The 25,542-nt window shown below is 69.4% G+C and carries 25 protein-coding genes and 3 tRNA genes; 14 read left to right on the top strand and 14 right to left on the bottom strand.

The window, feature by feature from the left end:
• Window positions 1-9: 9 nt before the first annotated feature.
• From G5S38_RS00905 to G5S38_RS00920, 4 genes are all read right to left on the bottom strand, one after another.
• Window positions 10-828: a tryptophan-rich sensory protein gene (locus G5S38_RS00905; RefSeq protein WP_165063298.1), complete on the bottom strand. Its 819-nt coding sequence runs from the start codon at window positions 826-828 to the stop codon at window positions 10-12.
• A 56-nt stretch (window positions 829-884) separates the two neighbouring features.
• Complete coding sequence (trxA, locus tag G5S38_RS00910; RefSeq protein WP_165063299.1) at window positions 885-1,265, bottom strand: thioredoxin; 381 nt, start codon at window positions 1,263-1,265, stop codon at window positions 885-887.
• Window positions 1,266-1,380: 115 nt separating this feature from the next.
• Window positions 1,381-2,010 carry a nitroreductase family protein gene (locus G5S38_RS00915; RefSeq protein WP_165063300.1) on the bottom strand — a complete coding sequence of 210 codons (630 nt, stop codon included), beginning with the start codon at window positions 2,008-2,010 and terminating at the stop codon, window positions 1,381-1,383.
• 122 nt (window positions 2,011-2,132) lie between these two features.
• Complete coding sequence (locus G5S38_RS00920; RefSeq protein WP_165063301.1) at window positions 2,133-3,626, bottom strand: arsenic transporter; 1,494 nt, start codon at window positions 3,624-3,626, stop codon at window positions 2,133-2,135.
• Between the two features lie 90 nt (window positions 3,627-3,716).
• Here G5S38_RS00920 and G5S38_RS00925 point away from each other — a divergent pair, with 90 nt between their 5' ends.
• Window positions 3,717-4,127 (top strand): arsenate reductase ArsC, encoded by a 411-nt coding sequence (locus G5S38_RS00925; protein ID WP_165063302.1) that lies wholly within the window; start codon window positions 3,717-3,719, stop codon window positions 4,125-4,127.
• Between the two features lie 110 nt (window positions 4,128-4,237).
• Here G5S38_RS00925 and mmuM read toward each other — a convergent pair whose 3' ends face one another.
• The 9 genes from mmuM to G5S38_RS00970 all read right to left on the bottom strand — a co-directional run bounded on the left by mmuM (window position 4,238) and on the right by G5S38_RS00970 (window position 12,600).
• Complete coding sequence (gene mmuM / locus G5S38_RS00930; RefSeq protein WP_165063303.1) at window positions 4,238-5,167, bottom strand: homocysteine S-methyltransferase; 930 nt, start codon at window positions 5,165-5,167, stop codon at window positions 4,238-4,240.
• 113 nt (window positions 5,168-5,280) lie between these two features.
• On the bottom strand, window positions 5,281-7,950 hold the full coding sequence (locus tag G5S38_RS00935; RefSeq protein WP_165063304.1) for a phosphoenolpyruvate carboxylase: 2,670 nt from the start codon (window positions 7,948-7,950) through the stop codon (window positions 5,281-5,283).
• Between the two features lie 113 nt (window positions 7,951-8,063).
• Window positions 8,064-9,062, bottom strand: a complete 999-nt coding sequence (locus G5S38_RS00940; protein ID WP_165063305.1) for an iron-siderophore ABC transporter substrate-binding protein — start codon at window positions 9,060-9,062, stop codon at window positions 8,064-8,066.
• 60 nt (window positions 9,063-9,122) lie between these two features.
• Window positions 9,123-9,986 (bottom strand): ABC transporter ATP-binding protein, encoded by an 864-nt coding sequence (locus tag G5S38_RS00945; RefSeq protein WP_165063306.1) that lies wholly within the window; start codon window positions 9,984-9,986, stop codon window positions 9,123-9,125.
• Window positions 9,983-11,056 carry a FecCD family ABC transporter permease gene (locus G5S38_RS00950; protein ID WP_165063307.1) on the bottom strand — a complete coding sequence of 358 codons (1,074 nt, stop codon included), beginning with the start codon at window positions 11,054-11,056 and terminating at the stop codon, window positions 9,983-9,985. The genes G5S38_RS00945 and G5S38_RS00950 overlap by 4 nt, the downstream gene beginning before the upstream one ends.
• Complete coding sequence (locus G5S38_RS00955) at window positions 11,053-12,093, bottom strand: FecCD family ABC transporter permease (RefSeq protein WP_165063308.1); 1,041 nt, start codon at window positions 12,091-12,093, stop codon at window positions 11,053-11,055. Before G5S38_RS00955 ends, G5S38_RS00950 begins: the two co-directional genes overlap by 4 nt.
• Window positions 12,094-12,285: 192 nt before the next feature.
• Window positions 12,286-12,358: transfer RNA gene (locus G5S38_RS00960), tRNA-Phe, on the bottom strand.
• A 70-nt stretch (window positions 12,359-12,428) separates the two neighbouring features.
• Window positions 12,429-12,502 (bottom strand) — tRNA-Asp (locus tag G5S38_RS00965).
• Window positions 12,503-12,524: 22 nt separating this feature from the next.
• Window positions 12,525-12,600, bottom strand: a tRNA-Glu gene (locus tag G5S38_RS00970).
• Window positions 12,601-12,994: 394 nt separating this feature from the next.
• Between G5S38_RS00970 and G5S38_RS00975 the strand changes: the two genes are divergently transcribed.
• The gene (locus tag G5S38_RS00975; protein WP_235928827.1) at window positions 12,995-14,323 is read left to right on the top strand and encodes a peptidoglycan DD-metalloendopeptidase family protein; all 1,329 of its coding nucleotides are present in this window, start codon (window positions 12,995-12,997) and stop codon (window positions 14,321-14,323) included.
• Between the two features lie 137 nt (window positions 14,324-14,460).
• On the opposite strand, the gene G5S38_RS00980 is transcribed toward G5S38_RS00975, so the two are convergent.
• Window positions 14,461-14,961, bottom strand: a complete 501-nt coding sequence (locus G5S38_RS00980) for an inorganic diphosphatase (protein ID WP_165063310.1) — start codon at window positions 14,959-14,961, stop codon at window positions 14,461-14,463.
• Window positions 14,962-15,066: 105 nt separating this feature from the next.
• Here G5S38_RS00980 and tilS point away from each other — a divergent pair, with 105 nt between their 5' ends.
• The 12 genes from tilS to panC all read left to right on the top strand — a co-directional run bounded on the left by tilS (window position 15,067) and on the right by panC (window position 25,514).
• Window positions 15,067-16,110, top strand: coding sequence for a tRNA lysidine(34) synthetase TilS (gene tilS / locus G5S38_RS00985; RefSeq protein WP_165063311.1), 1,044 nt, complete (start codon window positions 15,067-15,069; stop codon window positions 16,108-16,110).
• Window positions 16,101-16,655: a hypoxanthine phosphoribosyltransferase gene (hpt, locus tag G5S38_RS00990; RefSeq protein ID WP_165063312.1), complete on the top strand. Its 555-nt coding sequence runs from the start codon at window positions 16,101-16,103 to the stop codon at window positions 16,653-16,655. Before tilS ends, hpt begins: the two co-directional genes overlap by 10 nt.
• A gap of 112 nt (window positions 16,656-16,767) precedes the next feature.
• On the top strand, window positions 16,768-18,771 hold the full coding sequence (gene ftsH, locus G5S38_RS00995; RefSeq protein WP_165063313.1) for an ATP-dependent zinc metalloprotease FtsH: 2,004 nt from the start codon (window positions 16,768-16,770) through the stop codon (window positions 18,769-18,771).
• 5 nt (window positions 18,772-18,776) lie between these two features.
• Complete coding sequence (gene folE / locus G5S38_RS01000; RefSeq protein WP_165063314.1) at window positions 18,777-19,349, top strand: GTP cyclohydrolase I FolE; 573 nt, start codon at window positions 18,777-18,779, stop codon at window positions 19,347-19,349.
• The gene (gene folP, locus G5S38_RS01005; RefSeq protein ID WP_165063315.1) at window positions 19,342-20,196 is read left to right on the top strand and encodes a dihydropteroate synthase; all 855 of its coding nucleotides are present in this window, start codon (window positions 19,342-19,344) and stop codon (window positions 20,194-20,196) included. Before folE ends, folP begins: the two co-directional genes overlap by 8 nt.
• Window positions 20,193-20,567 (top strand): dihydroneopterin aldolase, encoded by a 375-nt coding sequence (gene folB, locus G5S38_RS01010; RefSeq protein WP_235928828.1) that lies wholly within the window; start codon window positions 20,193-20,195, stop codon window positions 20,565-20,567. Before folP ends, folB begins: the two co-directional genes overlap by 4 nt.
• Before the next feature lie 48 nt (window positions 20,568-20,615).
• Entirely contained in the window at window positions 20,616-21,161 is a 546-nt protein-coding gene (gene folK / locus G5S38_RS01015) for a 2-amino-4-hydroxy-6-hydroxymethyldihydropteridine diphosphokinase (protein ID WP_235928829.1), read from the top strand.
• A 68-nt stretch (window positions 21,162-21,229) separates the two neighbouring features.
• The gene (locus G5S38_RS01020) at window positions 21,230-21,718 is read left to right on the top strand and encodes a DUF3180 domain-containing protein (protein ID WP_165063316.1); all 489 of its coding nucleotides are present in this window, start codon (window positions 21,230-21,232) and stop codon (window positions 21,716-21,718) included.
• A 45-nt stretch (window positions 21,719-21,763) separates the two neighbouring features.
• The gene (locus G5S38_RS01025; protein ID WP_165063317.1) at window positions 21,764-22,246 is read left to right on the top strand and encodes a PH domain-containing protein; all 483 of its coding nucleotides are present in this window, start codon (window positions 21,764-21,766) and stop codon (window positions 22,244-22,246) included.
• Window positions 22,243-23,928 carry a PH domain-containing protein gene (locus G5S38_RS01030; protein ID WP_165063318.1) on the top strand — a complete coding sequence of 562 codons (1,686 nt, stop codon included), beginning with the start codon at window positions 22,243-22,245 and terminating at the stop codon, window positions 23,926-23,928. The genes G5S38_RS01025 and G5S38_RS01030 overlap by 4 nt, the downstream gene beginning before the upstream one ends.
• On the top strand, window positions 23,925-24,629 hold the full coding sequence (locus tag G5S38_RS01035; RefSeq protein WP_165063319.1) for a Rossmann-like and DUF2520 domain-containing protein: 705 nt from the start codon (window positions 23,925-23,927) through the stop codon (window positions 24,627-24,629). Before G5S38_RS01030 ends, G5S38_RS01035 begins: the two co-directional genes overlap by 4 nt.
• Before the next feature lie 27 nt (window positions 24,630-24,656).
• A complete protein-coding gene (gene panC, locus G5S38_RS01040) occupies window positions 24,657-25,514 on the top strand; it encodes a pantoate--beta-alanine ligase (RefSeq protein ID WP_268921030.1) in 858 nt (285 codons plus the stop codon).
• Window positions 25,515-25,542 lie beyond the last annotated feature (28 nt).

Raw genomic sequence — 25,542 nt, forward strand, 5'->3', positions numbered from 1 at the left:
AGACGCGGCTCACGCGAGGTGCGGTGCCCGCACGCGCAACACGACGGTGACCGCGACGACCGCCACCACCGCGACGATGGCGGCGACGGCGGCCGGTGTCGACAGCAGGTCACCGCTGAGGCGGGCGACGGCCACCCAGGCGAGGCCCCAGCACAGTGACGCGGTCGGCGCGAGGCGACCCCGGCCGTAGACGGCGAGCAACAGGCCAACGAGTCCGGCCACGGCGATGATGACGACGGCCCAGGCATCCATGCCCAGTCCGAAACCGTCGAACCCCTGCGCGACGAGCAGCGCCGTGGTGTTCGCGGCGGTCGCGACGCAGACCCAGCCGAGGTACAGCCCGACCGTGCCGTCGGCCACGATCGCCTCGACGATGCCGCCGGGGCGGGTCTCGACGGTGATGAGGAACGCCCATACCAGCACGGCGAGCAGCAGCACGATGACCGGCACGCTCAGGGGCAGCAGGTCGAACTGGATGGAGAGGATCCACGCGGCATTGAGGATGAGGGAGGCGGCGATCGGGTAGCCGAGGCGCCGCTGTCGGGGGGCGCTCTTCTGCGCGGGCAACAACTGCCAGATCGCGTAGGCGATGAGGCCGAGGTAGATGACCGACCAGATGCCGAATGCGGGGCCCCCCGGCGCGATCGGGGTCGCGTCCGCCGCGAGCGCCCCGCCCGCGGCATCCTGGATAGGGGTTCCCCCGGCGGCGCCCGAGCCGATGAACGACCCGACGATCGCGACAACCGCGCTGGCCAGAACGGTGAGCTGGCGCGCCAGGTCGTTCGGGGCGGTCGTCACGTCGGGGTTCGTCGGGTTGAGGTTCGTCATGGCGCCGATCGTAGCGGTGTACCCCGTCTGAGTACGCGCCGACCGGCGCCGTGGCGCTACTCGGCTGCGGGGGCCTGCTTCTTCTGCTCGGCGATCTTGGCGTGCACGTCGTCCATGTCGAGGGCCTTCACGGCGTCGATGACCTGCTCGAGGGCGGGTGCCGGCAGAGCGCCGGGCTGCGAGAACACGAGCACCCCATCGCGGAACGCCATCAGGGTGGGGATCGAGGTGATGCCTGCGGCGCCGGCGAGCTGCTGCTCGGCCTCGGTGTCGACCTTCGCGAAGGTCACGTCCTGGTGCTGCTCGCTGGCGTTCTCGTAGATCGGGGCAAAGGCCTTGCAGGGGCCGCACCAGTCGGCCCAGAAGTCCACGAGGGTGATTCCGGGTGCGGTGACGGTCTCTTCGAATGCTTCGGTGGTCAGGGTGACGGTGCTCATGGTGCCTTCCTTTCGTAGGGGGCGCTGGGCTCGCACGTGCCGTCGGGCTCGGTGCCCGTGACTGCGATGCCTGTGGGGGTCAACGCGTGACCCGGCCCGAAAAGTCCCTGACTGCTCAGCCGACGGTCAGCAGGTCGGTGAGCGGAAGGCGGGTGCGCGGGGCGATCTCGCGCTGGCGCGCGGGTTCGGCGAGGGCGTCGGCGGGCCCGACGACCCCTACCGCCGAGATCGACATCGGCGCGAAGCGGTCGGGGAGTCGCAGGGCGACGCCCAGGCCGGTGGCGTCGAACCCGCCGATCTGGTGCACGTGCAGGCCGTCGTGGTGCGCCTGGATGGTGAAGTGGGCGACGGCGCCGCCGAGGTCGTAACGGGCCCACGGGCGGGCTGAACCGTCGGCGCCCTCGAGCTCGGCGATGTTGACGACGAGCAGGGCGGCGGAGCCGGCCCACGCGGCATTGAAGCCGACGAGGTGGGCGACGATGGTGTCGAATTCGGGCGTTCCGCGGCGGGCGACGATGAACCGCCATGGCTGGCTGTTCGAGGCCGACGGCGACCAGCGCGCCGCCTCGAGCGCCGCAGTGACCTGCGCGTCGGTGACGATCGCGTGCTGGTCGAACGACCGGGGGCTCCAGCGCTCCGCGAGCACGGGGTGGATGGGTTCGCTGGTGTGGGCGGTACGGGGAGCGGGAGCCGGAGCGGGGGCGGCCTGGGCGGCCTCGGTAGCGGCGGGTGCAGCAGTAGACACGGTGATGTCCTTCCGTCAGAGCGATCGATGCGGAGCCACCGACGTCATTGGGGTCACGCTCCGCTGCGATCAAACTGCGTGGGAGACCGGTGTATTCCTTTGCATGAGAATATTCGCCGGGGTCAGGCCGTGCCGATGACCGACAGCCAGCCGGCCAGTGCGAGCAGGCTGATCGCCAGCACGGGAATGGTCAGCACGATGCCGACCCGGAAGTACTTTCCCCAGCCGATGTGGATGCCCTTCTTGTCGAGCACGTGCAGCCACAGCAGGGTCGCGAGACTGCCGATCGGGGTGATCTTGGGCCCGAGGTCCGATCCGATGACGTTGGCGTAGATCATCGCCTCGTGCGTGAGGCCGGTCGCCCCTGCGGCGCCGATGGCGAGGGCGGCGATAAGCACGGTCGGCATGTTGTTCATCAGCGACGCGAGGATCGCGACGACGAAGCCGACGCCGAGCGCGGTGGCGAGCACGCCGTTGTCACCGAAGATGCTGAACAGCTCGGCGAGGCGGTCGGTCAGGCCCTGGTTGCGCAGGCCGTAGACCACCAGGTACATGCCGATGCTGAAGAGCACGATCTGCCAGGGGGCTTCCCGGAGTATCCGGCCGACGGCGATGGGCCGGTACGCGGTCTGGGTCGCGGTGGGGCTGGAGATCGAGGTGCTGTCGGTCGCGTCCGCGGCCGCGGTCGTCGCCATGGCGTCCCTGGCGGCACGTCGCTTCGACATCGACCGGGGCCCCGAACCGCCACGCCCCGAACCCGCGTGCCCCGAACCCGCGCGCCCGGAGCCACCGCGCCTCCGGAACAGGATCGCGGGCTGTCGCGATGCCACGACGATGAGCCCGAGCGCCGCCACGCCCGTCACGACCGAGAGGGGAACGTGCAGCGGGTCGGCCGCGAAATACCCGACAAGCAGGAACCCCAGAACGACCCACCCCGCGCGAAAGGTCACCCGATCGGTGATCGCGGTGGCGGGGAGCGGGAGCGCTGAGGCGTCGTAGGTGCGGGGGATGCTTTTGAAGAAGTACAGGAACAGCACTCCGAGGCTCGCGAGCACGGTGACGATCCCGACCGGCACCATCACCATGGCGTAGCGCGCGAAGCTGATGTCGAAGAAGTCGGCCGACACGATGTTGACGAGGTTCGAGACCACGAGCGGCAGGCTGCCGGCGTCGGCGATGAAACCCGTCGCGATGACGAAGCCGAGCGACGCCTTCGTCGAGAACTTGAGGGCGAGGAGCATCTGGATGACGATCGGCGTCAGGATGAGGGCCGCGCCGTCGTTGGCGAACACCGCCGCGATCACGGCACCCAGCAGCACGATGAGCATGAACAGCACCCGGCCGCGTCCGCGACCCCAGCGGGCGACGTGCAGGGCGGCCCATTCGAAGAACCCCGACTCGTCGAGGATCAGCGAGATGATGATGATCCCGATGAACGCCAGGGTCGCGTTCCAGACGATGTCGAACACCGTCGGGATGTCGGAGAACTGCACGATCGTGGTGGCAAGGGCCAGCACAGCACCGCCGAGTGCGCTCCAGCCGATGCCGAGCCCGCGGGGCTGCCAGATCACCAGCGTCAGGGTGACCACGAAGATGAGGACGGCGACGATGGTCATGCGGGCAGTCTCCCTGGGTGGATGCGGCAGCAAACGGCGCGTGCCGATATTGTCATACCGAAACCATAGATGATCACCTATGCTTACCTCATGACCGACAAGCCCACAGTCCTCTTCGTCTGCATCCACAACGCCGGCCGCTCGCAGATGGCCGCCGGCTACATGCGCGAACTCTCCGGCGGAGCCGTCGAGGTTCGCTCCGGCGGGTCAGAGCCCGGCGACCAGATCAACCCGATGGCGATCGAGGTGATGGCCGAGGAGGGCATCGACATCTCGCAGGCCATTCCACAGCTGATGACCACCGAGCAGGTACGCGACTCCGACGTCGTCATCACCATGGGGTGCGGCGACGTGTGCCCGATCTTCCCGGGCAAGCGCTATGAGGACTGGGAGCTCGTCGACCCCAAGGACAAGAGCGCCGACGAAGTGCGCCCCATTCGCGACGACATCAAGTCGCGCATCGAGAAGCTGCTCGCCGAGCTCATCCCCGCGAAGGCCTGACCGTGGACGTCAGCGGGGGTGCTGTTCGTGTGCAAGCGGAACGCCGGCCGGTCGCAGATGGCGGCGTCGCGGTGGTCAGGACTCGCTAGCAGTTCGGCTGCGCGCCCGCATCACCTCTCGTGGTGCGGGTGCAGTTCTGCCCGCATGCGAGCGATCTCTGCGGGACCGACCCGGCAGCACCCGCCCACCAGGCTGGCACCCTCAGCCCACTGGCCGGCGGGTGCGAGGCCCGGGCGTCCGTGCCAACGCCGTGCCGCCGCATCCCATCGTTCACCGGAATTGGGGTAGACGACGATCGGCCGGTCGGTGACGGCCGCGGCGGAAGCAATCGCCTGCGGCACTTCGTCGGGATGCGAGCAGTTGATGCCGACCGCAACGATCTCGTCGGCAGAGTTGGCGAGCGCGAACCCCTCGGCCATCGGCTGGCCGGAACGCAGCCGCCCGTTCTCGACGGTGAACGACAGCCAGGCCGGGTGACCGGAGCCGCGCACGAGGTCGACCAGCGCGGTGCCCTCGTCGAGGGACGGCACGGTTTCGAGGGCGAGGAGGTCGGCCCCGGAGTCGGCGAGGATGGCGAGGCGTGGCTCGTGCCAGCGACGCAGCTCGTCGAGGGTCAGTCCGGACGACCCGGAGTACTCCGACCCGTCGCCGAGCGTGGCACCGTACGGCCCGACCGAGGCGGCGACCCACAGCGGAGTCTCGTCTTCAGTGGGGTTAGTGCCGGTGCCGGCTGAACCGGTGATGGCTGCAGTGGAAGAGCGGGCGAATGCCGCGAGCTGCACGCTTCGCCGCAGCAATGCCTCGGTGTCTGCGCGAGAGAACCCGTGCCGCTCGAGCAGCTCGAAGCCCACCTGGTACGAGGCGGTGATCGCCACCTGGGCGCCGGCCGCGAAGTACTCGGCGTGTGCCGCCTCGATCGCACTGGGGGACTCCGCGAGCAGTCGGGCGCTCCACAAAGAGTCCGAGAGGTCGTGGCCGCGCGCCTCGAGCAGGGTGCCGAGGCCCCCGTCGAGCACGACCGGAAAGCGGGAGAAGTCCATCGATGCAGTCTGCCCCGGATGGACCTAGAAGGGCGGTGGGTCGTCCGCGTTCGGCGTGCACTGGCGTGCACGGGCGGGGTCCCGACCAGAGCGCGGCGGCCCCGCTGCCAGCGTCAACCCGTGTTCTGCAGCCCTGCCGCGACCCCGCTGACCGAGAGCAGCAGCAAGCGCTGCAGCTCGGGATCGACGGTTGAGCCATCCGGTGCTTCGCGCAGGCTGCGCAGCGCGCGCAGCTGGAGCATCGACAGCGCATCGACGTAGGGGCTGCGCATCTTGACGGCCCGCTGCAGCACGGGGCGGTTGGCGAGCAGCTCGCCGCCGCCGGCAATGCGGATCACCCACGATCGCGTGAGGTCCATTTCTTCGAGCACCAGGGAGGCGAGATCGTCGCGGTCGCCGAGGGCCAGGAAGAGACGCGCGATGCGGCCGTCTGACTTGGCGAGGCCCATGGCGACGTTGTCGATCATGGTGCGGAAGAGCGGCCATTCCGAGTACGCAGAGATAAGGAGTGCCTCGTCGCCCACTGCATCCAGTGCGCTTCCCAGGCCGAACCAGCCTGCGAGGTTGATGCGAGCCTGGGTCCACGAGAAGACCCACGGGATGGCGCGCAGGTCTTCGAGGGACGAGACCGACAGGCCACGGCGGGCCGGGCGTGAGCCGAGCGCGAGGAGTCCGACCTCCTCCATCGGCGTGACGGTGGCGAACCACGACGCGAACTCGGGGGCGTGCACGAGCTCAAAGAAGCGGGAGCGGGAGACCTCGTCCAAGGTGGCGGCGACGCCCGCGAAACGGGTGGCGGCATCCTCGTTGCGCTTCTCGATCGACGGGGCGGAGGCGAGCAACACGGCCGCAGCGACCTGGTCGATGTGCCGCATGGCGATGTCGTGGTCGCCGTAGCGGGCGAAGATGACCTCGCCCTGTTCGGTGAGCTTGAACTTGCCGTCGACGGAATGCGGCGGCTGCGCGAGGATGGCCGAGTTGGCGGGACCGCCACCGCGGCCCAGGGCGCCACCGCGACCGTGGAACAGCGTGAGGGTGATGTCGTTGTCGATCGCCCACCGGGAGATCTCGCGCTGCGCCTCGTACAACGCCAGGGTCGCGCCGACGGGGCCGACATCCTTCGAGGAATCCGAGTAGCCGAGCATCACCTCGAGGCGACGGTCGGTGGCGTCGAGCCTGGCAGCGAACTCGGCATGCTCCACTATCTCGGCGAGGATGCGCGGCGCCGCCTGCAGGTCGGCGAAGGTCTCGAAGAGCGGGATGACGTCGAGCACGGGCGGAGTGCCGTTCGCCCCGACAGCGGCGCGGGCCAGCCGGTGCACATTCGCGAGGTCCTCGGCCGACTGGGTGAACGAGACGATGTACCGACCCGCAGCGCGCGGGCCGTAGCGCTCCTGGATCTGCGCGATCGCGCGCACCACCTCGAGTGCCTCCTCCGCCACATCGCTGAGCGGCTCACCAGACTCGATCTCTTCGAGAACCGACCGGTGGACGGCCGAGTGCTGGCGCACCTCGAGCTCCGCCAGATGGAACCCGAATGTCTCCACCTGCCAGATGAACTGCTGCAGTTGGCCGTACGCGTGACGCCCGGCGCCCGCACCCACCAGAGAATGCTGCACGACCTGGAGCTCGGCGAGCAGCTGCGCGGGGTCGCGGTACGCGAGGTCGGCGTCGCGGGTGCGGGTGGCGGCGATGCGGCGGGCGATCAACAGCAGGACCCGACTGTGCGGCTCGTTCGGGGACCGCTTGGCGACCTCCCGGGCCGCCTCCTCGTCCGCTGACTTCAGCCGCTGCCAGAGCGCGAGCAGCTCGTCCGTCGGGGGAGTCGTGGTCGCGTCGAGGGTGAGGCCACGCCCGACCCGACTCGCGGTGCGTTCGAGGCCGAGCAGTGCGTGCTCCGCCGCGATCCCGACGGCCTTCTTGGTGACAGACGCGGTGACGAAGGGGTTGCCGTCGCGGTCGCCGCCGACCCAGGTACCCAAGCGGATGAACGAACGCACTACCGGTGCTTCATCGCGCTCGCGATCGCCGTGCACCAGGTCTTCGATGCGCCGGTACACCTCGGGGATCGACGTGTAGAGCGTCTCGTCGAAGACCGCCATGATGGAGCGCACCTCATCGACGGGCGACGGCTTGTCCGTGCGGAGTGGTGTCGTGCGCCAGAGGGTATCGACCTCCTCGAGCATTGCCCGCTCGATACGCGTCTCGTCGGTGCTTCCGTGGGTGAGGTCATGCTCGGCGAGGAGTTTGGACAACCGGCGGATGCTGCTCGACACCGCGCGCCGCCTCGCCTCGGTGGGGTGTGCGGTGAAGACCGGGTGAAAGCGCATGGTCTGCAGGCGCTCGGTTGCGGCATCCACCCCGATCTCCTTGCTGAGCTGTGCGAACGCGCTGCCGATCGTGGCCGACGGATCGGCAGTGGAGGTCTGCCCATCACGCTCGCGCAGTACCCGCACACGCTGGTGCTCCTCCGCCAGGTTCACGAGGTGGAAGTAGGCGGTGAAGGCTCGCGCCACCTCACCCGCGCGTTGGATGGTGAAGGTCTCCACGATCTCCTCGGCGCGAGTGAAAGCCTCGGACGTCTCATCCGTGTAGGCCTGGATCGTTGCGAGCCTCAACCGCTCCACGTCGTCGTACAGCCCGTCCGACCCACTCTCCCGCAGCACCCGGCCCAGGAGGTCGCCGAGGAGACGCACATCGGCGCGCATGGTGCCGGGGATCTGATGGCCGGCCTCGAAACGCCCCACAAGGTCGATGGAGCCTGTTGCTGTCGTATAGCTCATGGGTCAACGCTAGCTGTCAGATGTTTCACGTTTATTCCCTGCGGCATGCCCGGGGTGTCGTCGGTCGATACGACGCCGTCGGCTCGTTCATGGCCCGCTTTACAGTGGGTCGATTACTCCGCAGTCGCCGTGGCGAGTGACTCGACGAGCTGGTCGAGGCCCCACGGGAGACTGATTGCCGTGGGCGGGGAGACCGCCGCGACGTTCTGGGTACCGACGAGCTGGGCTACGGCGCCGGACTGCACGGCCGGGATCACCGAGGTTTGCGGTGAGCCGAGGAACGTGTCCGCCTCCGCCTGGGTCGCCGCGTAGCTGAGCACGACATCCGCCTCGAGCTGGTCGAGCTGCTCGTAACTCAGCGTGTAGAAGAACGGGGAGTCGCCGTTCGCGAGCTCCTCCACTGCAGGGGCGCTCACGAAACCGAGGTCGAGCATGAACTCGACGCGCGGGTCCGCGGGCTTGTAGACGTAGAAGGTGCCGCTGAAGTCCGAGACGGCGGCGATGGTCTTGCCGGCGAACTCGGGGTGCGCTGCAGCCTGCTCAGCGATCTGGTCCTCGATACCGGTGAGCACGGTGGCTGCCTCATCCGACCGACCGAGGGCCTCGCCCACGGTGGTCACGACGTCCCGCCACGGGGTACTCCATGCCTCGCCCGGGTAGGCGACGGTCGGCGCGATCGCGGAGAGCGTCTCGTACTGCTCCTCGGTGATGCCCGAGTAGACGGCGAGGATGACGTCGGGGTCGGCTTCCGCGATGGCCTCGTAAGGCGGCTCGTCCGGCGAGTCCGGGAGGATGGTCGGAAGTTCGGCGCCGGCGTCGGCGACGGCCTCGGCGACCCAGGGGAGCACGCCGTCCTCGTCTCCGGCGTACGAGTCGAACGGAATGGCGACGGGTATCACGCCAACCGCGATGGCGGCGTCGGTGCTGCCCCAGCCGAGGGTGACGACGTTTTGCGGGTCGGCGGGAACGGCCGTCTCGCCGAACGCGTGCTCAATAGTGACGGCCTCTCCCGAGCCCGCGGTCGAGTCGTCGGCGGTGTCTGTGGCGGTGCTGCATCCGGCGAGCAGGACAAGTGCGGTGAGGGCGGATGCTGCGCGGACGACGTGTCTCATGCGACGAGGCAAGGGGGCTCCAGTGAGTCGGGAAACGATTTGTATTTAGGTGAGCCTACCCTAACCTTCGACGTGCGGGCGCACAGAGACTGCGGACGCGGCGGATGCCTCAGTCCTCAACGAATGAAACCTCCCCATCGGAACCACCATCGGCGACCCGCTGACCGGGTCTGGCGCGACGAGGGCCTCGAGTCCGAACGCCTCGGCGATCACCTCTCGGGTGATGACGGCCGCGGGCGCTCCCTCGACGACGATGCGTCCGTTGGCCATGACGACGAGGTGGTCGGCGTATCGGGCCGCGAGGTTGAGGTCGTGCAGCACCATCACGATGGTCACCCCGCGTTCGCGGTTGAGCTCGTGGAGCAGGTCGAGTACCTCGATCTGGTGGGTCACGTCGAGGAACGTCGTCGGCTCGTCGAGCAACAGGATGTCGGTCTCCTGCGCGAGCGCCATGGCAATCCAGACGCGTTGGCGCTGCCCGCCCGAGAGTTCGTCGACCGGACGTGCCGCGAGATGCAGGGTGTCGGTCGACCGGAGCGCGGATGCGACGGCCGCTTCATCCTCTGCCGACCACTGTCGGAACAGCCCCTGGCGGGGGAAACGCCCGCGGCCGACGAGGTCGCCGACGGTGATGCCCTCGGGGGCTATCGGCTGCTGGGGGAGGAGTCCGACGACCATCGCGAGACGTCTGGTCGGCAGGCGGTGCACGTCGGTGCCGTCGAGGGTGACGATGCCGGCGTCCGGTCGGAGCAGCCTCGCGAACGAGCGCAGCAGGGTCGACTTGCCGCACGCATTCGGCCCGACGATGACGGTGACCTGACCGTTCGGCACCGCGAGGTCGAGCCCCTCGACGACGCGGCGTCCGTCGTAGGCGAGGGCGAGCCCATCGGCGCGGAGGTCGTGCGAGGTGCCGTCGGGGGTCATAGCGTTCCTCTCGAACGGTTACTGCGGGCGACGAGCAGCAGGAGCACGGGCGCGCCGACGATACCGGTGACGATGCCGACCGGTACCTGCAGGCCCGTGATCGCGTGCTGGGCAAGCAGGTCGGCGCCGCTCACGACGACCGCGCCGACGAGGGCGCTCGCCACGAGCGCCGGCCCGCGTCCGCCCAGCAGTCGTCTGGCGATCGGCGCCGCCACGAAGGCCACGAAGGCGACGGGCCCGGCAGCCGCCGTCGCAAGGGCGGCGAGGCCGACCGCGACCAGCAGCAGCATGAGACGGGTGCTGCGGGTGCGGACGCCGAGACCTGTCGCGGCCTCATCGCCGAGCTGCAGCATCCCGAGCCTCGTCGACAGCGAGACCAGCGCGAGCACGAGCACTCCGCCGCCGACGACGGCAACGAGGAGGTCCGCCGGCTGTACGGTGCCGATGCTCCCGACCAGCCATACCAGGGCGGACTGCGCATCGCGCACGTCAGAGCGTGTGAGTAGATAGCCGATGAGCGCCTGCGCGAGGAACGCCAGTGCTATTCCGTTGATCACGAAGCGGTCGCCCGCGGCGTCCGCTCGCCCGGCGACGAGCAGGATGAGGGTGGCCACGACGACGGCACCCGCGAAGGCGGAGAGTGAGACGGCGAGGCCGCTCCATCCGGCGAGCAGGATGGCGGCAACCGCAGCCGCGCTCGCACCCTGCGAGATCCCGATGAGATCGGGGCTCGCGAGGGGATTGGCAAAGAGTGACTGGAAGACGGCGCCGGCGAGCCCGAACATGGTGCCGACCATCAGTCCGAGCAGCAGCCGCGGCATCCGGAGTCCGAGCACGACGAAGCTGTCGCCACCGGTCCCCTGGCCGACGAGCGTTGCCAGCACGTCGCCGGGCGCGATGACGCGGTCGCCGAGCATGAGCGCCAGAACGGAGACCACCACGAGTACCCCGACGAGAGAGAGGCAGACGGATGTCCGTCGCCGACGCCCCACCCGGCGGACCGTCGCTACGACCGAGGCGTCCGACCCGATGTCGGCAGCGGTCTGAGTGCGGATGTCGATCCCGCTCATCGAATCATCACCTGCCCCCGACGCACCATCGCCATGAGCACCGGTGCCCCGATCACGGCGACGACGATGCCCGCCTCGAGTTCGGCGGGCTGCACGATCAGTCTGCCCAGGGTGTCGGCGAGCACCACGAGCATCGCGCCGATGGGGATCGAGTAGGCCAGGATCCACCGGTAGTCACTCCCGACGAGCCTGCGGGCGGTGTGCGCGGCGACGAGCCCGACGAAGACAAGTGGGCCCGCGAGCGATGTTGCCGATCCGCACAGCACGATGATCGCGAGCCCCGCGGCGAGCCGCGAGAGTCCGACGCGCTGGCCGAGGCCGCGGGCGAGGTCGTCGCCGAGCGCGAGTCCGTTCAGGCTGCGCCCGAGCAGCAGCGCGATTACCGTGCCGGCGAGGAGGAAGGGTGCGAGAGTCCCGATGGTGCCGATGTCTCGGGCAACGAGCGAACCGACCGACCAGAACCGGTACTGCCCGAGGGTGTCCAGATCACGCAAGAGCACGAGCGTCGTCACCGACGTGAGCGCGGCGGCGACGGCGGCTCCCGACAGGGTGAGCCCGAGAGGTGTGGGGCCAGTCCGACCGGATGCAACGGCGTACACGGTGACCGCTGCGACCGTCGCACCGAGGAACGCGAACCACACGAATCCTGACGGTGCGGTCACCCCGAACATGGAGATCGCAATCACGACGGCGAGCGAGGCGCCGGCGTTGACTCCGAGTAGGCCGGGGTCGGCGAGCGGGTTGCGGGTGAGTCCCTGCATGAGCGCACCCGCGAGCCCGAGGGCGGCACCCGCGACGAGACCGATCATCGTGCGGGGGATGCGCAGGCTGAGCACGACCATCTGCTCGGTGGCGTCGGTCGGCTGCCCGGTCAGCGCGGCGAGGACCGTGGAGACGTCGATCGAGCGCGACCCGACGAGAAGGCTTACCCCGACGGCGACCACAACGCCGCCGATCAGTGCGACGAGGCCGAGGGGCCGCCTCGCGGTCCGCCGCATCCCCGCCGCCGGCGTCGACTCGGGAACATAGGTAAGCATTACCTAAGTATGGCAGGTGGTGTATCCGGCACGCCGACCGCTTCGTCGACGACCTCGACGCCGCAGCCGACCGTCTCGATCGGCACGCCACGGATTCGTTCGTGGCCATTCCGTGGTCAGGTGGCCCGTACGAGAGGGCGGATACCGCCTGCTGAGGAGGCAAGTTCGGCCCGTTCATTGGACTCTTCGAGGTGGCTCCGACGGGCGTCGATCCCGTGACCTCACGATTTTCAGTCGTGCGCTCTACCAACTGAGCTACAGAGCCAGACAGTCGATGCCGAAGCACCTGCCGTCATAGACGAAAAGCCCCTCCTTTCGAAGAGGCTTTTCACCAGCGACCCTGACCGGACTTGAACCGGCGACCTCCGCCGTGACAGGGCGGCGCGCTAACCAACTGCGCTACAGGGCCAAGCTATTTAGTTCTGAATGTCTGGTGACCCCAACGGGATTCGAACCCGTGTTAACGCCGTGAAAGGGCGCCGTCCTAGGCCACTAAACGATGGGGCCATGAAGTTCAGGACTTCGTAGCAACCGAAAACCAAGCATAGGGGTGTGCGGGGGTTCTGCCAAACCGGCCCGACCGCGGTGACCAAAGCGGCCTGACCGCAAAAGCCGAACCGGCCCGACCACGGTGAAGACAGCGCCAGATCGCGATGCCCGTTCCAGCCCCAGAACTCGGGCAGTTGACGCAGCGAAAACCCCCGAGATAACAACACGGACACGCCTCCGCGAGTCGGAGTAGCGGTGTCACCAGAAGAGGTGGTAGGGACTCAACTGGTGATTCGAGGCCCGCTGTCCTACTGTTACACGTGTCAAGAGTGTGAACGGCGGGCGCCCGATACCGCCTCCATCGAATAAATGGGGATGAATGAAGCGTCACAACCGTCACGGGGAGAAGACTGTGCCACGCACAGTCCATACCGTCGCGCAGCGATTGCGCCACGCGAAACTGGTCGCCGTCGTCGCGATCGCCGCCGTCGCACTGACCGGCGGCATCGTCGGGCAAGCAGCATCCCCGGCCTATGCAATCGAATACCCGAGCTGGGAAGACGTACAGAACGCCCGCTCGAGCGAGTCGGCCAAGCAGGCCGAGATCACCCGCATCCAGGACCTGCTCGCGCAGCTCGAAACGACCGTCACCGACACCCAGGCGGCGTCCGTCGCCCGCGGTGAGGAGTACCAGGTCGCACAGGACGCCTTCGACGAGGCCGACTTCAAGGCCAGCCAGCTGCAGGAGGACGCCGACGAAGCAGAGGCCGTCGCCGCCGATTCCAAGCTCCGCGCCGGCCAGCTCGCCGCCCGCATCTCTCGTGGGGGCAGCGACGTCTCCGCCACCCTGTTCTTCGACAGTGGCTCGGCCGACGACCTGCTCTCCCAGCTCGGCATGGCCAGCAAGATCACCGACCAGTCCGCTGGCATCTACACCAAGGCCACCCAGGACCAGAACGCCGCCCAGTCGCTCACCGACCAGGCCGAAGTCGCCAAGGACGCCCTCAAAGTTCTGTCGGATGCCGCGGCCGAAGCCTTCGAAGCCGCCCGCGTCGCCGCGGTCGCCGCGGAGACCGCGCTCACCGAACAGCAGGAGAACCGGGCAGTGCTCGAGCAGCAGCTGCTCGTCCTGTCGGAGAACCGGGCAGCCACCGAAGCCGACTACGCAGTGGGCGAGCAGGTCCGAGCCGTCGAGGCCGCCCGCGTCGCCGACCTGGCTCGCCAGGCGCGCGCCGCAGAAGCCGCCTCCTACGCCGCGATGTCCGCCCGCTCCAGCGCTGCCAGCGGCGGCGGTGGCGGCGGTGGCGGAGCCCCCGCTGGCGTCGTGTCGTCCAACGGCTGGGCGCTGCCCGCGGCCGGTCCGGTCAGCAGCTCCTACGGCTACCGCATCCATCCCCTCACCGGGGTCCGCACGTTCCACAACGGCACCGACATCGCGCCGGGGTGTGGACTACCCATCTACGCGGCACACAGCGGAACCGTCACCTACGCCGGCAACAACGGTGCCTACGGCAACTTCGTGCAGGTCACGGGCTCCGGCGTCACCACCGGCTACGCCCACATCATGAACGGCGGTGTGCTCGTGCGCAACGGCCAGAGTGTCAACGCCGGTGACCTCATCGCCCGCATCGGCACCACCGGCGCATCCAATGGCTGCCACCTCCACTTCGAGGTGCGCGTGGGCGGCAGCCTGACCGACGCCGTGCCGTTCCTCTCCGCCCGCGGCATCCGGATCGGCTAGGGGCACCCGACCCAGCCAGCCAGCGCGGCATCGCCATCGGCAGACGCCGTCGCGGCGGCATCCACAACAGCATCACGCACAACGAAAAAACCGGCACCGACTCCATCGAGTCGGTGCCGGTTTCTCGTGCGGCGGAACTAGACCGCGTGTGGCGCCTCGGCGGCGAGCTTGTCGATCCCCGCGATGACGATGGCCTCGGCCTCTGCGGCGTCGCCCCAGCCCTCGGTCTTGACCCACTTGCCGGGCTCGAGGTCCTTGTAGTGCTCGAAGAAGTGCTCGATCTCCTTGCGCTGGTACTCGGGGATGTCACCCAGGTCCTGGATGTGCGCCCAGCGCGGGTCCTTGGCCGGCACGGCGATGACCTTGGCGTCGGATCCGCCGTCATCGGTCATGTTGAACACGGCGACGGGGCGAACGGCGACGCCGACACCCGGAAAGAGCGGGTAGTCGAGCAGGATCAGCACGTCGACCGGGTCGCCGTCGAGCCCGAGCGTGTTCTCGAAGAACCCGTAGTCGGTGGGGTAGACGAAGGTCGTGAACAGCACGCGGTCGAGGAACACCCGACCGGTCACGTGGTCGACCTCGTACTTGTTGCGGCTTCCCTTGGGAATCTCGACGATCGCGTCATAGCTGGCCATGGCCGGTCCTTTCGTGGAACCCGCACGAGGTCGTGCCTCAGCGCGTGGGATTCCGGAGAATGTGCCGACACCACGTCGGTACGTCGGCTGCCATAACGTTATCGGATGACCGACAGACCCCGGCTGACGCCCGCGATCGCCGATATCCGCCGGGCGGTGCGGGGTGCGCTCGAGGGCCAGCAGCCCGGTGCGCTGGTGCTCGTGGCGTTGAGCGGCGGACCGGATTCCCTCGCGCTGGCCGCCGCGTCCGCGTTCGAGGCGCCCCGGGCCGGCCTGGTGGCGGGGGCCGTGATCGTCGACCACGGACTGCAGGAGGGGTCGGTGGATGCCGCGGCCGCAGCATCCACCACCGCCAGGGCACTGGGGCTCGACCCCGTCGTGGTGAGGGCAGTCCGCGTGGGCACCGCGGGCGGACCGGAGGCCGCCGCCCGTGACGCCCGCTACGCCGCCATCGAGACCGTGCGGCGCGAGACCGGGGCGACGAGCGTGCTGCTCGGCCACACCCTCGACGACCAGGCCGAGACGGTGCTGCTCGGACTCGCGCGGGGCAGCGGCACCCGCAGCCTCAGTGGCATGGATGCCGCGAGCGGCGCACTCCTCAGGCCGCTGCTCGGCATCCGTCGGTCGACCACCTTGGCGTTCTGCGACGATGCGGGCCTCACCCCGTGGCACGACCCGCAGAACGACGACACCGCATACACCAGGGTGCGCGTGCGCGCGACGGTGCTGCCCACGCTCGAGAGCGAGCTCGGCCCGGGTATCGCCGAGGCCCTCGCCCGCACCGCCGAGCAGGTGCGCGAAGACGCCGGGGCGCTCGACCACTTCGCCGAGGAGATCATCGAGGAGCTCGCCGAACACGCCGAGGCCGGGATCGCGCTGCCGGTCGCGTCGCTCGCGAGCAACCCGCCCGCACTGCGGCAGAGACTGGTGCGTCTCGTCGTGCACGGCGAGTTCCACCGGACGCTGTCGCGCGCGCAGACCCTCGAGGTGTGCCGCCTGGTCACCGACTGGCACGGGCAGGGGCCGCTCGACCTGCCCGGCATTAGGGTGGAACGGCGCGGGGGGCGGATAGTGTTCAGCGCGCAAAGACCGCCGACTGACCCGGCCGTCCCAGCACCAGCCACGACCACGGAGCCCCAATGGAACTGACCGACATCGCCGACGACCTGGCCGCGACGCTCTACACCGAGCAGCAGATCCAGGACAAGATCGAGGAGCTCGCGAAGCGCATCGACGCCGACTACGCGGGCGAGAAGCTGCTGCTGGTCGGCGTGCTCAAGGGCGCGGTGATGGTGATGGCCGACCTGGCCAGGGCGCTGACGTTGCCGATCGAGATGGACTGGATGGCCGTGTCGTCGTACGGCTCCGGAACCCAGTCGTCGGGCGTCGTGCGCATCCTCAAGGACCTCGACACCGACCTCACCGGCCGCAAGGTGCTCATCGTCGAGGACATCATCGACTCGGGGCTCACCCTCTCCTGGCTGCGCGCGAACCTCAGCAGCCGGGGCGCGGAGTCGGTCGAGATCTGCGCGCTGCTGCGCAAGCCCGATGCCGCGAAGGTCGTGGTCGACGTCAAGTACGCCGGTTTCGAGATCGCCAACGAGTTCGTCATCGGGTACGGGCTCGACTACGCGGACAAGTACCGCAACCTGCGGGGGATCGGCGTGCTGGCGCCGCACATATACGCCTCATAGCCAATGGTCGTTACGCCGCCAGCAAACAGTGGGGTGACGCCAATAGCGCTGCAGGTACCCTTGCAGTCACATTCTTCGTCAGAAAGGCGCCGGGCACGCCGTCCGGGACACTATGGATTTTAAGAAGCTCCTGCGCGGCCCCCTGGTCTACATCCTTCTTGCCGTGATCGTCGTGTCCGTCGGATTCAGCCTGCTGAGCGGCAACGGGTTCCGCGAGGTCAGCACCTCCGAGGGCCTAGAGATGCTGAGCGACAACGAAGTCGAGTCGGCCACCGTGATCGACGCCGACCAGCGGGTCGACCTCGTGCTCACCCAGGATGGCGACGAGGGCAACCAGGTGCAGTTCCACTACGCCACCGCCCGCGGCGAAGAGGTCATCAACGCGATCAACGACTCACAGCTCAACACCTTCGACGACGAGGTGTCGACCGGCAACTGGTTCACCTCGATCCTCGGCTTCGTCATCCCGTTCGCGATCATCGGCCTGATCTTCTGGTTCCTGCTCTCGAGCATGCAGGGCGGCGGCAACCGCGTCATGCAGTTCGGCAAGTCCAAGGCCAAGCTCGTCTCCAAGGAGAGCCCCAAGGTCACCTTCGACGACGTCGCCGGTGCCGACGAGGCCATCGAGGAACTCGAGGAGATCAAGGACTTCCTCAAGGAGCCGGCCAAGTTCCAGGCCGTCGGAGCGCGCATCCCCAAGGGCGTACTGCTGTACGGCCCTCCCGGGACCGGCAAGACCCTGCTCGCCCGCGCCGTCGCAGGCGAGGCCAACGTGCCGTTCTACTCCATCTCGGGTTCCGACTTCGTCGAGATGTTCGTCGGCGTCGGCGCGAGCCGCGTGCGCGACCTGTTCAAGGAAGCCAAGGAGAACTCGCCGGCCATCATCTTCGTCGACGAGATCGACGCCGTCGGACGCCACCGCGGTTCTGGATCGGGTGGCGGCCACGACGAGCGCGAGCAGACCCTGAACCAGCTGCTCGTCGAGATGGACGGCTTCGACGTCAAGACCAACGTCATCCTCATCGCCGCGACCAACCGCCCCGACATCCTCGACCCCGCACTGCTGCGCCCCGGTCGCTTCGACCGCCAGATCGGCGTCGACGCCCCCGACATGCTCGGCCGCAAGAAGATCCTCGAGGTGCACGGCAAGGGCAAGCCGCTCGCCGCCGGGGTCGACCTCGAGGTGCTCGCCCGCAAGACGCCCGGGTTCACCGGCGCCGACCTCGCCAGCGTGCTCAACGAGGCCGCGCTGCTCACCGCGCGCTCGAACGCCCAGCTCATCGACAACCGCGCCCTCGACGAGGCCGTCGACCGCGTGATGTCCGGCCCGCAGCGCCGCACCCGCGTGATGCGCGACCAGGAGAAGCTCATCACCGCCTACCACGAGGGCGGCCACGCGCTCGTGGCGACCGCGATGAACAACACCGACCCGGTGACCAAGATCACGATCCTGCCCCGCGGGCGCGCGCTCGGCTACACGATGGTGATGCCGGTCGAGGATCGCTACTCCGTGAGCCGCAACGAGCTGCTCGACCAGCTCGCCTACGCCATGGGTGGCCGCGTCGCCGAGGAGATCGTCTTCCACGACCCGACCACCGGGGCATCGAACGACATCGAGAAGGCCACCTCCACGGCCCGCAAGATGGTCACCGAGTTCGGCATGAGCGCCAACATCGGCTCGGTCAAGCTGGGCTCAGGCAACAGCGAGATGTTCCTCGGCCGCGACATGGGCAGCCAGCGCGACTACTCCGAGCGCCTCTCCGAGCAGGTCGACGCCGAGGTGCGCGAGCTCATCGAGAACGCGCACGACGAGGCGTGGAACGTGCTCAACGAGAACCGCGACATCCTCGACGCGCTCGCCCTCGAGCTGCTGGAGAAGGAGACCCTCGACCAGACGCAGCTCGCCGCGATCTTCGCCGACGTGAAGAAGCTCACCCCGCGGCCGCAGTGGCTGTCGAGCGACCGCCGCCCGGTATCGGACCGCCCGCCCATCCCCATGCCGGAGAAGGCGCCGATCGACCTGGGTGCGACCGACGGAGCGATCGACTCCGAGCCGGCCCCCAAGCCGACCCGGGTCACCCGCCCCCGCCGGGCCCCCGATATCGCCCCGGCCTAGGACCCGTGACCGGCATTGACACCGGCCGCATCGCGGCAGCGGTCGCCGAACTGCTCGAGGCCATCGGCGAGGACCCGCAGCGTGACGGCCTCCGCCACACACCGCAGCGGGTCGCCGATTCGTATCGCGAGTACTTCGCCGGCATCGGCGTCGACCCACTGCGGCACCTCGACGACCTGCTGCCCGTCGAGGAGCCGGGCGAGCTGGTCGTCGTGCGCGACCTCGAGTTCAGGTCGACCTGCGAACACCATCTCGTGCCGTTCACCGGAACCGCGCATATCGCCTATGCACCCGAGGCCAGCCTCGTCGGGCTGGGCAGGCTCGCGCAGGTCGTCGAGACCCTCGCCGCCCGGCCGCAGCTGCAGGAACGCCTCACCGACCAGGTCGCCGGCACCATCGACGCCGGGCTCGCGCCGCGCGGGGTGCTCGTCGTACTCGACGCCACCCACTCGTGCCTCGCCGCCCGCGGCGCCCGGCAGGCCCACAGCACCACCGCGACGATGGCCGCGCGCGGCATCATGACCGATGCGGTCAACCGCGCCGAAGCGCTCGCCCTGATCGGTGCACACCGTGGCTGAGCATGCCGCAGGGCGCGCCGCCGCACGCCCTGAGCGTGCCGCAGCGCGCCCGGTCATCCTCGGCATCCTCAACGTCACGCCCGACTCCTTCAGCGACGGGGGAGTGCACGCCGACGTCGACTCCGCGGTCGCCGCAGCCCACCGGATGGTCGTGCAGGGTGCCGACATCATCGACGTCGGCGGCGAGTCCACCCGCCCTGGCGCCCAGCGCGTACCGGTCGAGGTCGAGCGACAGCGCATCGAACCGGTGGTGCGCGAACTCGCCGCCGCCGGCATCGCGGTGAGCATCGACACCATGAACGCCGCCACGGCGGCCATCGCCATGCAGCACGGTGCGAGCATCGTGAACGACGTCTCCGGTGGACTCGCCGACCCCGACATGGCCGGCGTCGTGGCGGCCGGCGGCGCCCGCATGGTCGCGATGCACTGGCGCGGCCCGAGTGCCACCATGAATGATCGCACCGACTACGGCGACGTCGTGGGCGACGTGATCGCAGACCTCGATCGACGGATGCAGCAGCTCGTCGCCGAGGGGATCGACGAGTCCCGCGTCATCCTCGATCCCGGAATCGGGTTCGCGAAGAATGCCGGGCAGAACTGGCGACTGCTCGCGGCCATGGACCAGTTCACCGCGCGCGGCACCCCGGTGCTGGTCGGGGTGTCGCGCAAGAGGTTCCTCGCAGACCTGCTGCCCGACGGGGAGCCTCCGGTGGCGAGGGATGCCGCAACCGCCGTCATCAGCGCGATGATGGCCTCCGCCGGCGCGTGGGGCGTGCGCGTGCACGACGTCGCGGCGACGGCCGCGGCCCTCGACGCGTGGAGTGCCATCGAGGGCGCGCGATCGTGAGCGCCGTGCCGCGCGACAGCATCACCCTGACCGGGCTCCGTGCCCGCGGCAACCACGGTGTCTTCGCCCACGAGCGCGAGGACGGCCAGGAGTTCGTGGTCGACGTGACGGTGGCGGTCGACCTGGCGGGCGCCGCGGCATCCGACGACCTCTCGAGAACGATCCACTACGGAGTGCTCGCCGAGGAGGTGGTCGCCGCGGTCGAGCGACACCCCGTCGACCTGATCGAGACGGTCGCGGAACGCATCGCCGCCGTCGTGCTCGCCCACCCCGCCGCCCACTCGGTGCGGGTGACCGTGCACAAGCCGCAGGCGCCCATCACGGTACCCTTCACCGATGTCGCCGTGACGATCGTCAGGGACCGGCAGTGAGACGGCCATGGTGACGGAGACGACGATCGAGGCAGGGGTGGTGGCACCGTGGCGGTGAGACAGCAGCGCATGCGGGCGCGCCTCCCGGCCGTCATCGCCCTGGGCAGCAACCTCGGCGACCGCGAACGCACGCTGCGCGACGCCGTGCGCGCGATCTCGGCACTGCCGGGGGTCACGGTGACCGCGGCATCCGACATCGTCGAATCGCCGGCGCTCAAGCCCGACGGCGTCGACGACCAGGCACCCGCCTACCTCAACGCGGTCATCACGGTGCGCTCGGCCATGAAGCCGGAGAACCTGCTCGCCGCACTGAACGGCATCGAGGCCGACATGGGGCGCGTACGTGCCGAGCGGTGGGGCGACCGCACCATCGACCTCGACCTGATCACCGCGGCCGGAACACAGGTCACCAGCGAGAACCTGACGCTGCCGCATCCGCGGGCATACCAGCGCGCGTTCGTGCTGGTGCCGTGGCTGCAGATCGCGCCGCTCGCGAACCTGCCCGGCTACGGCCGCATCGCCCAGCTGGTGCAGGAGGTCAGCGACGTGGTGCACCCGTACGCCGCGGCCCCGCTGATGGACGAGGTCCGCTGATGTCGCAAAGACCGGCCCGAACCCGCTTCACCGGCCACGCCGCCCCGCTCGCAAACGAGGTTCGCTAGATGACCCGCACCCGCATCTCCAGCCTGCTGCTGCTCGCCGCGATCGGCCTCGTGGTCGGTGGCATGACGCAGCTCGCGCTCGCGTCGGCCGGGCGCCCAATCGTGATCGCACCGATCACCCTGCCCCTCGCCCTGATCGCCATCGGGGCGATCGTGGTCTGGATGGCGGTGCCCATTCGACGGATGACGCGGGGGCGCGCACCGGCGAAGGGCCCCGTCGACCCGTTCTTCGCCACCCGCGTGGTGATGCTCGCGAAGGCCAGCGCCCTCAGCGGCGCGCTGCTCGCCGGCGCAGGCGGAGGGATGCTCGCGTATCTCCTCACGCGTTCCGTGGTGCCGGGGGTAGGCTCGCTGGCGTCGACGATCGCCACCATCGTGGGTGCGGTGGTGCTCCTGACCTGCGGTTTGGTCGCGGAGCACATGTGCCGCATCCCGCCAGACGACGACGAAGACAACGACGGACAGCGACCGGCGAGGGCACGCTCCTAAGCGGGCCGATCCCGCCGGCGAGGCACCAGCGACCAGAGGATTCCAGTGAGCACACGCCTTGACCTTCCGACGCTGGCCTGGCACCGGGTGTCACCGAAATACCTCACGGCGGAGTTCATCGGGCTTGCCGTCACCGCACTGGTCGTCGCGGGGGCGACCATCCCGCTGCACCTGTTCGGCTGGGACTACGCGTGGTGGGCCACCGCGGCCGCGGTACTCGCGGTCCTGGTCTACGCGGCGTTCACCCCACGTCGCATCCGCGCGATCGGCTACGTGCTGCGTGATGACGACCTGGTGTTCCGCAAGGGCATCCTGTTCCAGCGCTTCGTCGCGGTTCCCTATGGACGGATGCAGCTCATCGACGTGAACCGTGGACCGTTGTTGCGCGCCCTCGGGCTCAGCGACCTCAAGTTCGTCACTGCCGCGGCATCCACCAATGTCATCATTCCCGGACTGCCCCAGCACGAGGCAGACGAGCTGCGCGATCACCTCGTCGCGCTCGCCGAGAGCCGCCGGGCCGGCCTGTGAGCGACGAGCAATACCCGTCGGGACCCGTCGCGGGCCCCGCGCCCGCGGCGAACTCCGCCCCCGCGCCCGAGACGAACCCGGGCACCGCGCCCGAGGCGGGCCCCGCGCCTGACGAGGTCGTCGCCCGCACCCCCGCAGCGCTGCCGGGCGAACCCGTCACCGCGCTCGCCGCGTCACTGAGCGACGGCGAGTGGCATCGGCTGCACCCCGCGTCACCACTCCTCAAGGGCGGAATCGCGCTGCTCGCCATCATCGGCGTGATCATCGCCAACCTGCGCGAGCGCCTGATCGAGATGTTCGTTCCGCAGGCGGGGTACGGCGCCGGGGACCCGATCGACCTGATCCTCGAGAGCGGTTACCTGCTGCCCGCCATCGGAGCCGTGCTCGCGGTGCTCGTCGTGCTGGTCATCGGCTTCTACGTTTCGTGGCGCATGCACACCTTCCGCATCACCGACGAGGTCGTCGAGGTGCGCTCCGGCGTGCTGTTCCGCACCAACCGCAGGGCCAGGCTCGACCGCATCCAGGGCATCAACATCGTGCGGCCCGTGATCGCACGGCTGTTCGGGGCCGCCAAGCTCGAGGTCAACCAGGCCGGGCAGGACGCGAACGTCAAGCTCGAGTACCTCGGCTCCGGTGCGGCCGACGACCTGCGGCGCGAGATCCTACGCCTCGCATCGGGCAGCCGCGCGGTCGCGCAGCACGGGGCCGCAGCCACAACGGCCGAGGGGTCGATCGTCGACCGGCGGCTCGGCGAGTTCCTCGCGCCGGAGCTGGACCCGAATGCCGCCGAACCGGAGTCGGTGGTCAAGCTCAGCGTCGGCCGGCTGCTCGGCTCCATCGCCCTGAGCGGCGGCACCATCTTCCTCGTGCTCATGATCGTCGCCGTCATCGTGACCTCGATCTTCGCGAGCGAGGCACTGTTCGGGCTCATCGGCGTGATTCCCGCCGCCCTCGGTATCGGCACCTTCTACGTCCAGCGGTTCCTGAAGTCGCTTCGCTACACGATCGCCGGCACGCCGGACGGGGTGCGCGTCGGCTTCGGCCTGCTCACCACGAGCAACGAGACCCTGCCCCCCGGCCGCATCCACTCCGTCAAGGTCAGCCAGCCGATCCTGTGGCGCACCACCGGGTGGTGGGAGGTCAAGGTCAACCGTGCAGGCCACTCCTCGGCGTCAGGAGCCGCCGGCCAGCAGAACACCACCATCCTCCCGGTCGGCAACCTCGACGACGTGCGCCGCGTGCTCGGCCTCGTGCTGCCCGAGTTCAGCGCCGAGGAGGCGCTCGCGATGGCCGAGACCGGCATGATCGGCCGTGGAACCGACGACGACGGCTTCGCCAACTCGCCCCGCCGCGCGCGCGTGCTGCGCTGGTTCTCGTGGCGACGCAACGGATTCGCCGTCGGCCCCGGGTCCGTGCTGTTGCGCAAGGGCAAGATCTGGCGCGAGCTCGTCATCGTTCCGCACCCGCGCCTGCAGAGCATCGCGCTCAGCCAGGGCCCGCTCCAGCGCCGCCTGTCGCTCGCCGCCGTCTACCTGCACACGGTCGCCGGCCCCATCACGGCGCAGCTCGGCGCGATCGACGCCGACACCGCCACCGCCTTCTTCGACGATGTCGCGGCGGCCGCCGTCTCCGCGTCGAGCACCGACACGTCGCACCGATGGCGTTCGACGGAGGATGCATGACGCCGGCGCCGCAGCAGAGGTCGGGTCGCCTCGGGGTCGGCATCGTCGGGGCTGGCCTCGTCGGCCCGGTGCTGGGTGCCGCCCTCGCCGGGGCCGGCCACGCCATCGTGGGCATCTCGGCCATCTCTGAGGCCAGCAGGGAACGCGCGTCGGCGATCCTGCCCGGAGTGCCCATGATCGACGTGCCCGCCCTCGTCGAGCGCAGCGAACTGGTGATCCTCGCCGTTCCCGCCGACGAACTCGAGGGTCTCGTCGCGGGGCTCGCCGCGGTGAAGGCCTGGCAGCCCGGCCAGCTCGTGGTGCACACCGCGGCGCGCTTCGGCACCGCCGTGCTCGCGCCGGCCATGGCGCAGGGAGCGATCCCGCTCGCCATCCACCCGGCCATGGCGTTCACCGGAACCTCGATCGACGTCGCCAGGCTCGCCGAGACCTGGTTCGCCGTGACCGCCCCCGGGCCCGTGCAGCCCATAGGGCAGGCGCTCGTGGTCGAGATGGGCGGGGAACCGGTGATGATCGCCGAGGCCGACCGGGAGGCGTACGCCGAGGCCATTAGCACCGCGACCAGCTTCTCGCACGCCATCGTGGCCCAGGCCACCGGAATCCTCGCCGAAATCGGCGTCGAAGCACCGGGCCGGCTGCTCGCGCCACTCGTGCGATCCTCGGTCGAGAACGCCCTGCGCACCCCGCCGCCCAGCCTGTGACCTGCGGAGCACCGGTAACATCGTCAGGTGTCCGTCGTCGTCGAAACCATTGCGGGCATGCGCTCCGCACTCCGCCACCTCACCGAAAGCGCTGACGGAGGCAGGAAAGTCGCCCTGGTGCCCACGATGGGTGCCCTGCACGACGGCCATCTCGCCCTGATCGACCGGGCCCTCCAGATCGCCGACATCGTGGTCGTCTCGATCTTCGTCAACCCGCTGCAGTTCGGGGCGGGCGAGGACCTCGACACCTACCCGCGCACCCTCGACGCCGACCTCGCGGCCCTCGAGGCCCGCGGCGTGCCGTTCGTATTCGCCCCCACCGCCGACGAGATGTACCCGCGGGGCGCGAGCGAGACCCGCGTCACCTCGGGGTCGATCGGCGGCCGATACGAGGGCAAGTCGCGTCGCGGACACTTCGACGGCGTGCTCACCGTCGTCGCGAAGCTGCTGAACATCGTCGAGCCCGACGTCGTGGCATTCGGCGAGAAAGACGCCCAGCAGGTCTTCCTGGTGCGGCGCATGATCGGCGACCTCGACCTCGACATCGCGGTCGAGGCCGTCGAGACGGTGCGCGACGTCGACGGCCTCGCACTGTCGAGCCGCAACCGCTTTCTCGACGACCGCCAGCGCCGCGCCGCCGTCGCCATCCCGAATGCCCTCGAAGCGGCGGAGTCGTCGGCCGATCGGGGAACCGACGCCGTGCTCGCCGCAGCGCAGTCGGTGCTCACCGGCGACTCCGACGTGCAGCTCGACTACCTCACCGTCGTCGACCCCGCCACCTTCCTGCCGGTCGACGAGGGCCACCACGGCCGCGCGGTCGTGCTCGTCGCCGCCCGCGTCGGCGACACCCGCCTGATCGACAACCAGGCCATCTACATCGGCTGAGTGCCGCAACTACCATTGGACGGTCGGC

The sequence above is a fragment of the Marisediminicola senii genome, assembly GCF_011057645.1.
GTDB classification, from domain to species: domain Bacteria; phylum Actinomycetota; class Actinomycetes; order Actinomycetales; family Microbacteriaceae; genus Marisediminicola; species Marisediminicola senii.

Coding starts and splice junctions, on each gene's coding strand:
- G5S38_RS00905 (WP_165063298.1), bottom strand. CDS start 828: ATGACGAACCTCAACCCGACGAACCCCGACGTGACGACCGCCCCGAAC.
- trxA (WP_165063299.1), bottom strand. CDS start 1,265: ATGAGCACCGTCACCCTGACCACCGAAGCATTCGAAGAGACCGTCACC.
- G5S38_RS00920 (WP_165063301.1), bottom strand. CDS start 3,626: ATGACCATCGTCGCCGTCCTCATCTTCGTGGTCACCCTGACGCTGGTG.
- G5S38_RS00925 (WP_165063302.1), top strand. CDS start 3,717: ATGACCGACAAGCCCACAGTCCTCTTCGTCTGCATCCACAACGCCGGC.
- mmuM (WP_165063303.1), bottom strand. CDS start 5,167: ATGGACTTCTCCCGCTTTCCGGTCGTGCTCGACGGGGGCCTCGGCACC.
- G5S38_RS00935 (WP_165063304.1), bottom strand. CDS start 7,950: ATGAGCTATACGACAGCAACAGGCTCCATCGACCTTGTGGGGCGTTTC.
- G5S38_RS00940 (WP_165063305.1), bottom strand. CDS start 9,062: ATGAGACACGTCGTCCGCGCAGCATCCGCCCTCACCGCACTTGTCCTG.
- G5S38_RS00945 (WP_165063306.1), bottom strand. CDS start 9,986: ATGACCCCCGACGGCACCTCGCACGACCTCCGCGCCGATGGGCTCGCC.
- G5S38_RS00950 (WP_165063307.1), bottom strand. CDS start 11,056: ATGAGCGGGATCGACATCCGCACTCAGACCGCTGCCGACATCGGGTCG.
- G5S38_RS00955 (WP_165063308.1), bottom strand. CDS start 12,093: ATGCTTACCTATGTTCCCGAGTCGACGCCGGCGGCGGGGATGCGGCGG.
- G5S38_RS00980 (WP_165063310.1), bottom strand. CDS start 14,961: ATGGCCAGCTATGACGCGATCGTCGAGATTCCCAAGGGAAGCCGCAAC.
- tilS (WP_165063311.1), top strand. CDS start 15,067: ATGACCGACAGACCCCGGCTGACGCCCGCGATCGCCGATATCCGCCGG.
- hpt (WP_165063312.1), top strand. CDS start 16,101: ATGGAACTGACCGACATCGCCGACGACCTGGCCGCGACGCTCTACACC.
- ftsH (WP_165063313.1), top strand. CDS start 16,768: ATGGATTTTAAGAAGCTCCTGCGCGGCCCCCTGGTCTACATCCTTCTT.
- G5S38_RS01020 (WP_165063316.1), top strand. CDS start 21,230: ATGACCCGCACCCGCATCTCCAGCCTGCTGCTGCTCGCCGCGATCGGC.
- G5S38_RS01035 (WP_165063319.1), top strand. CDS start 23,925: ATGACGCCGGCGCCGCAGCAGAGGTCGGGTCGCCTCGGGGTCGGCATC.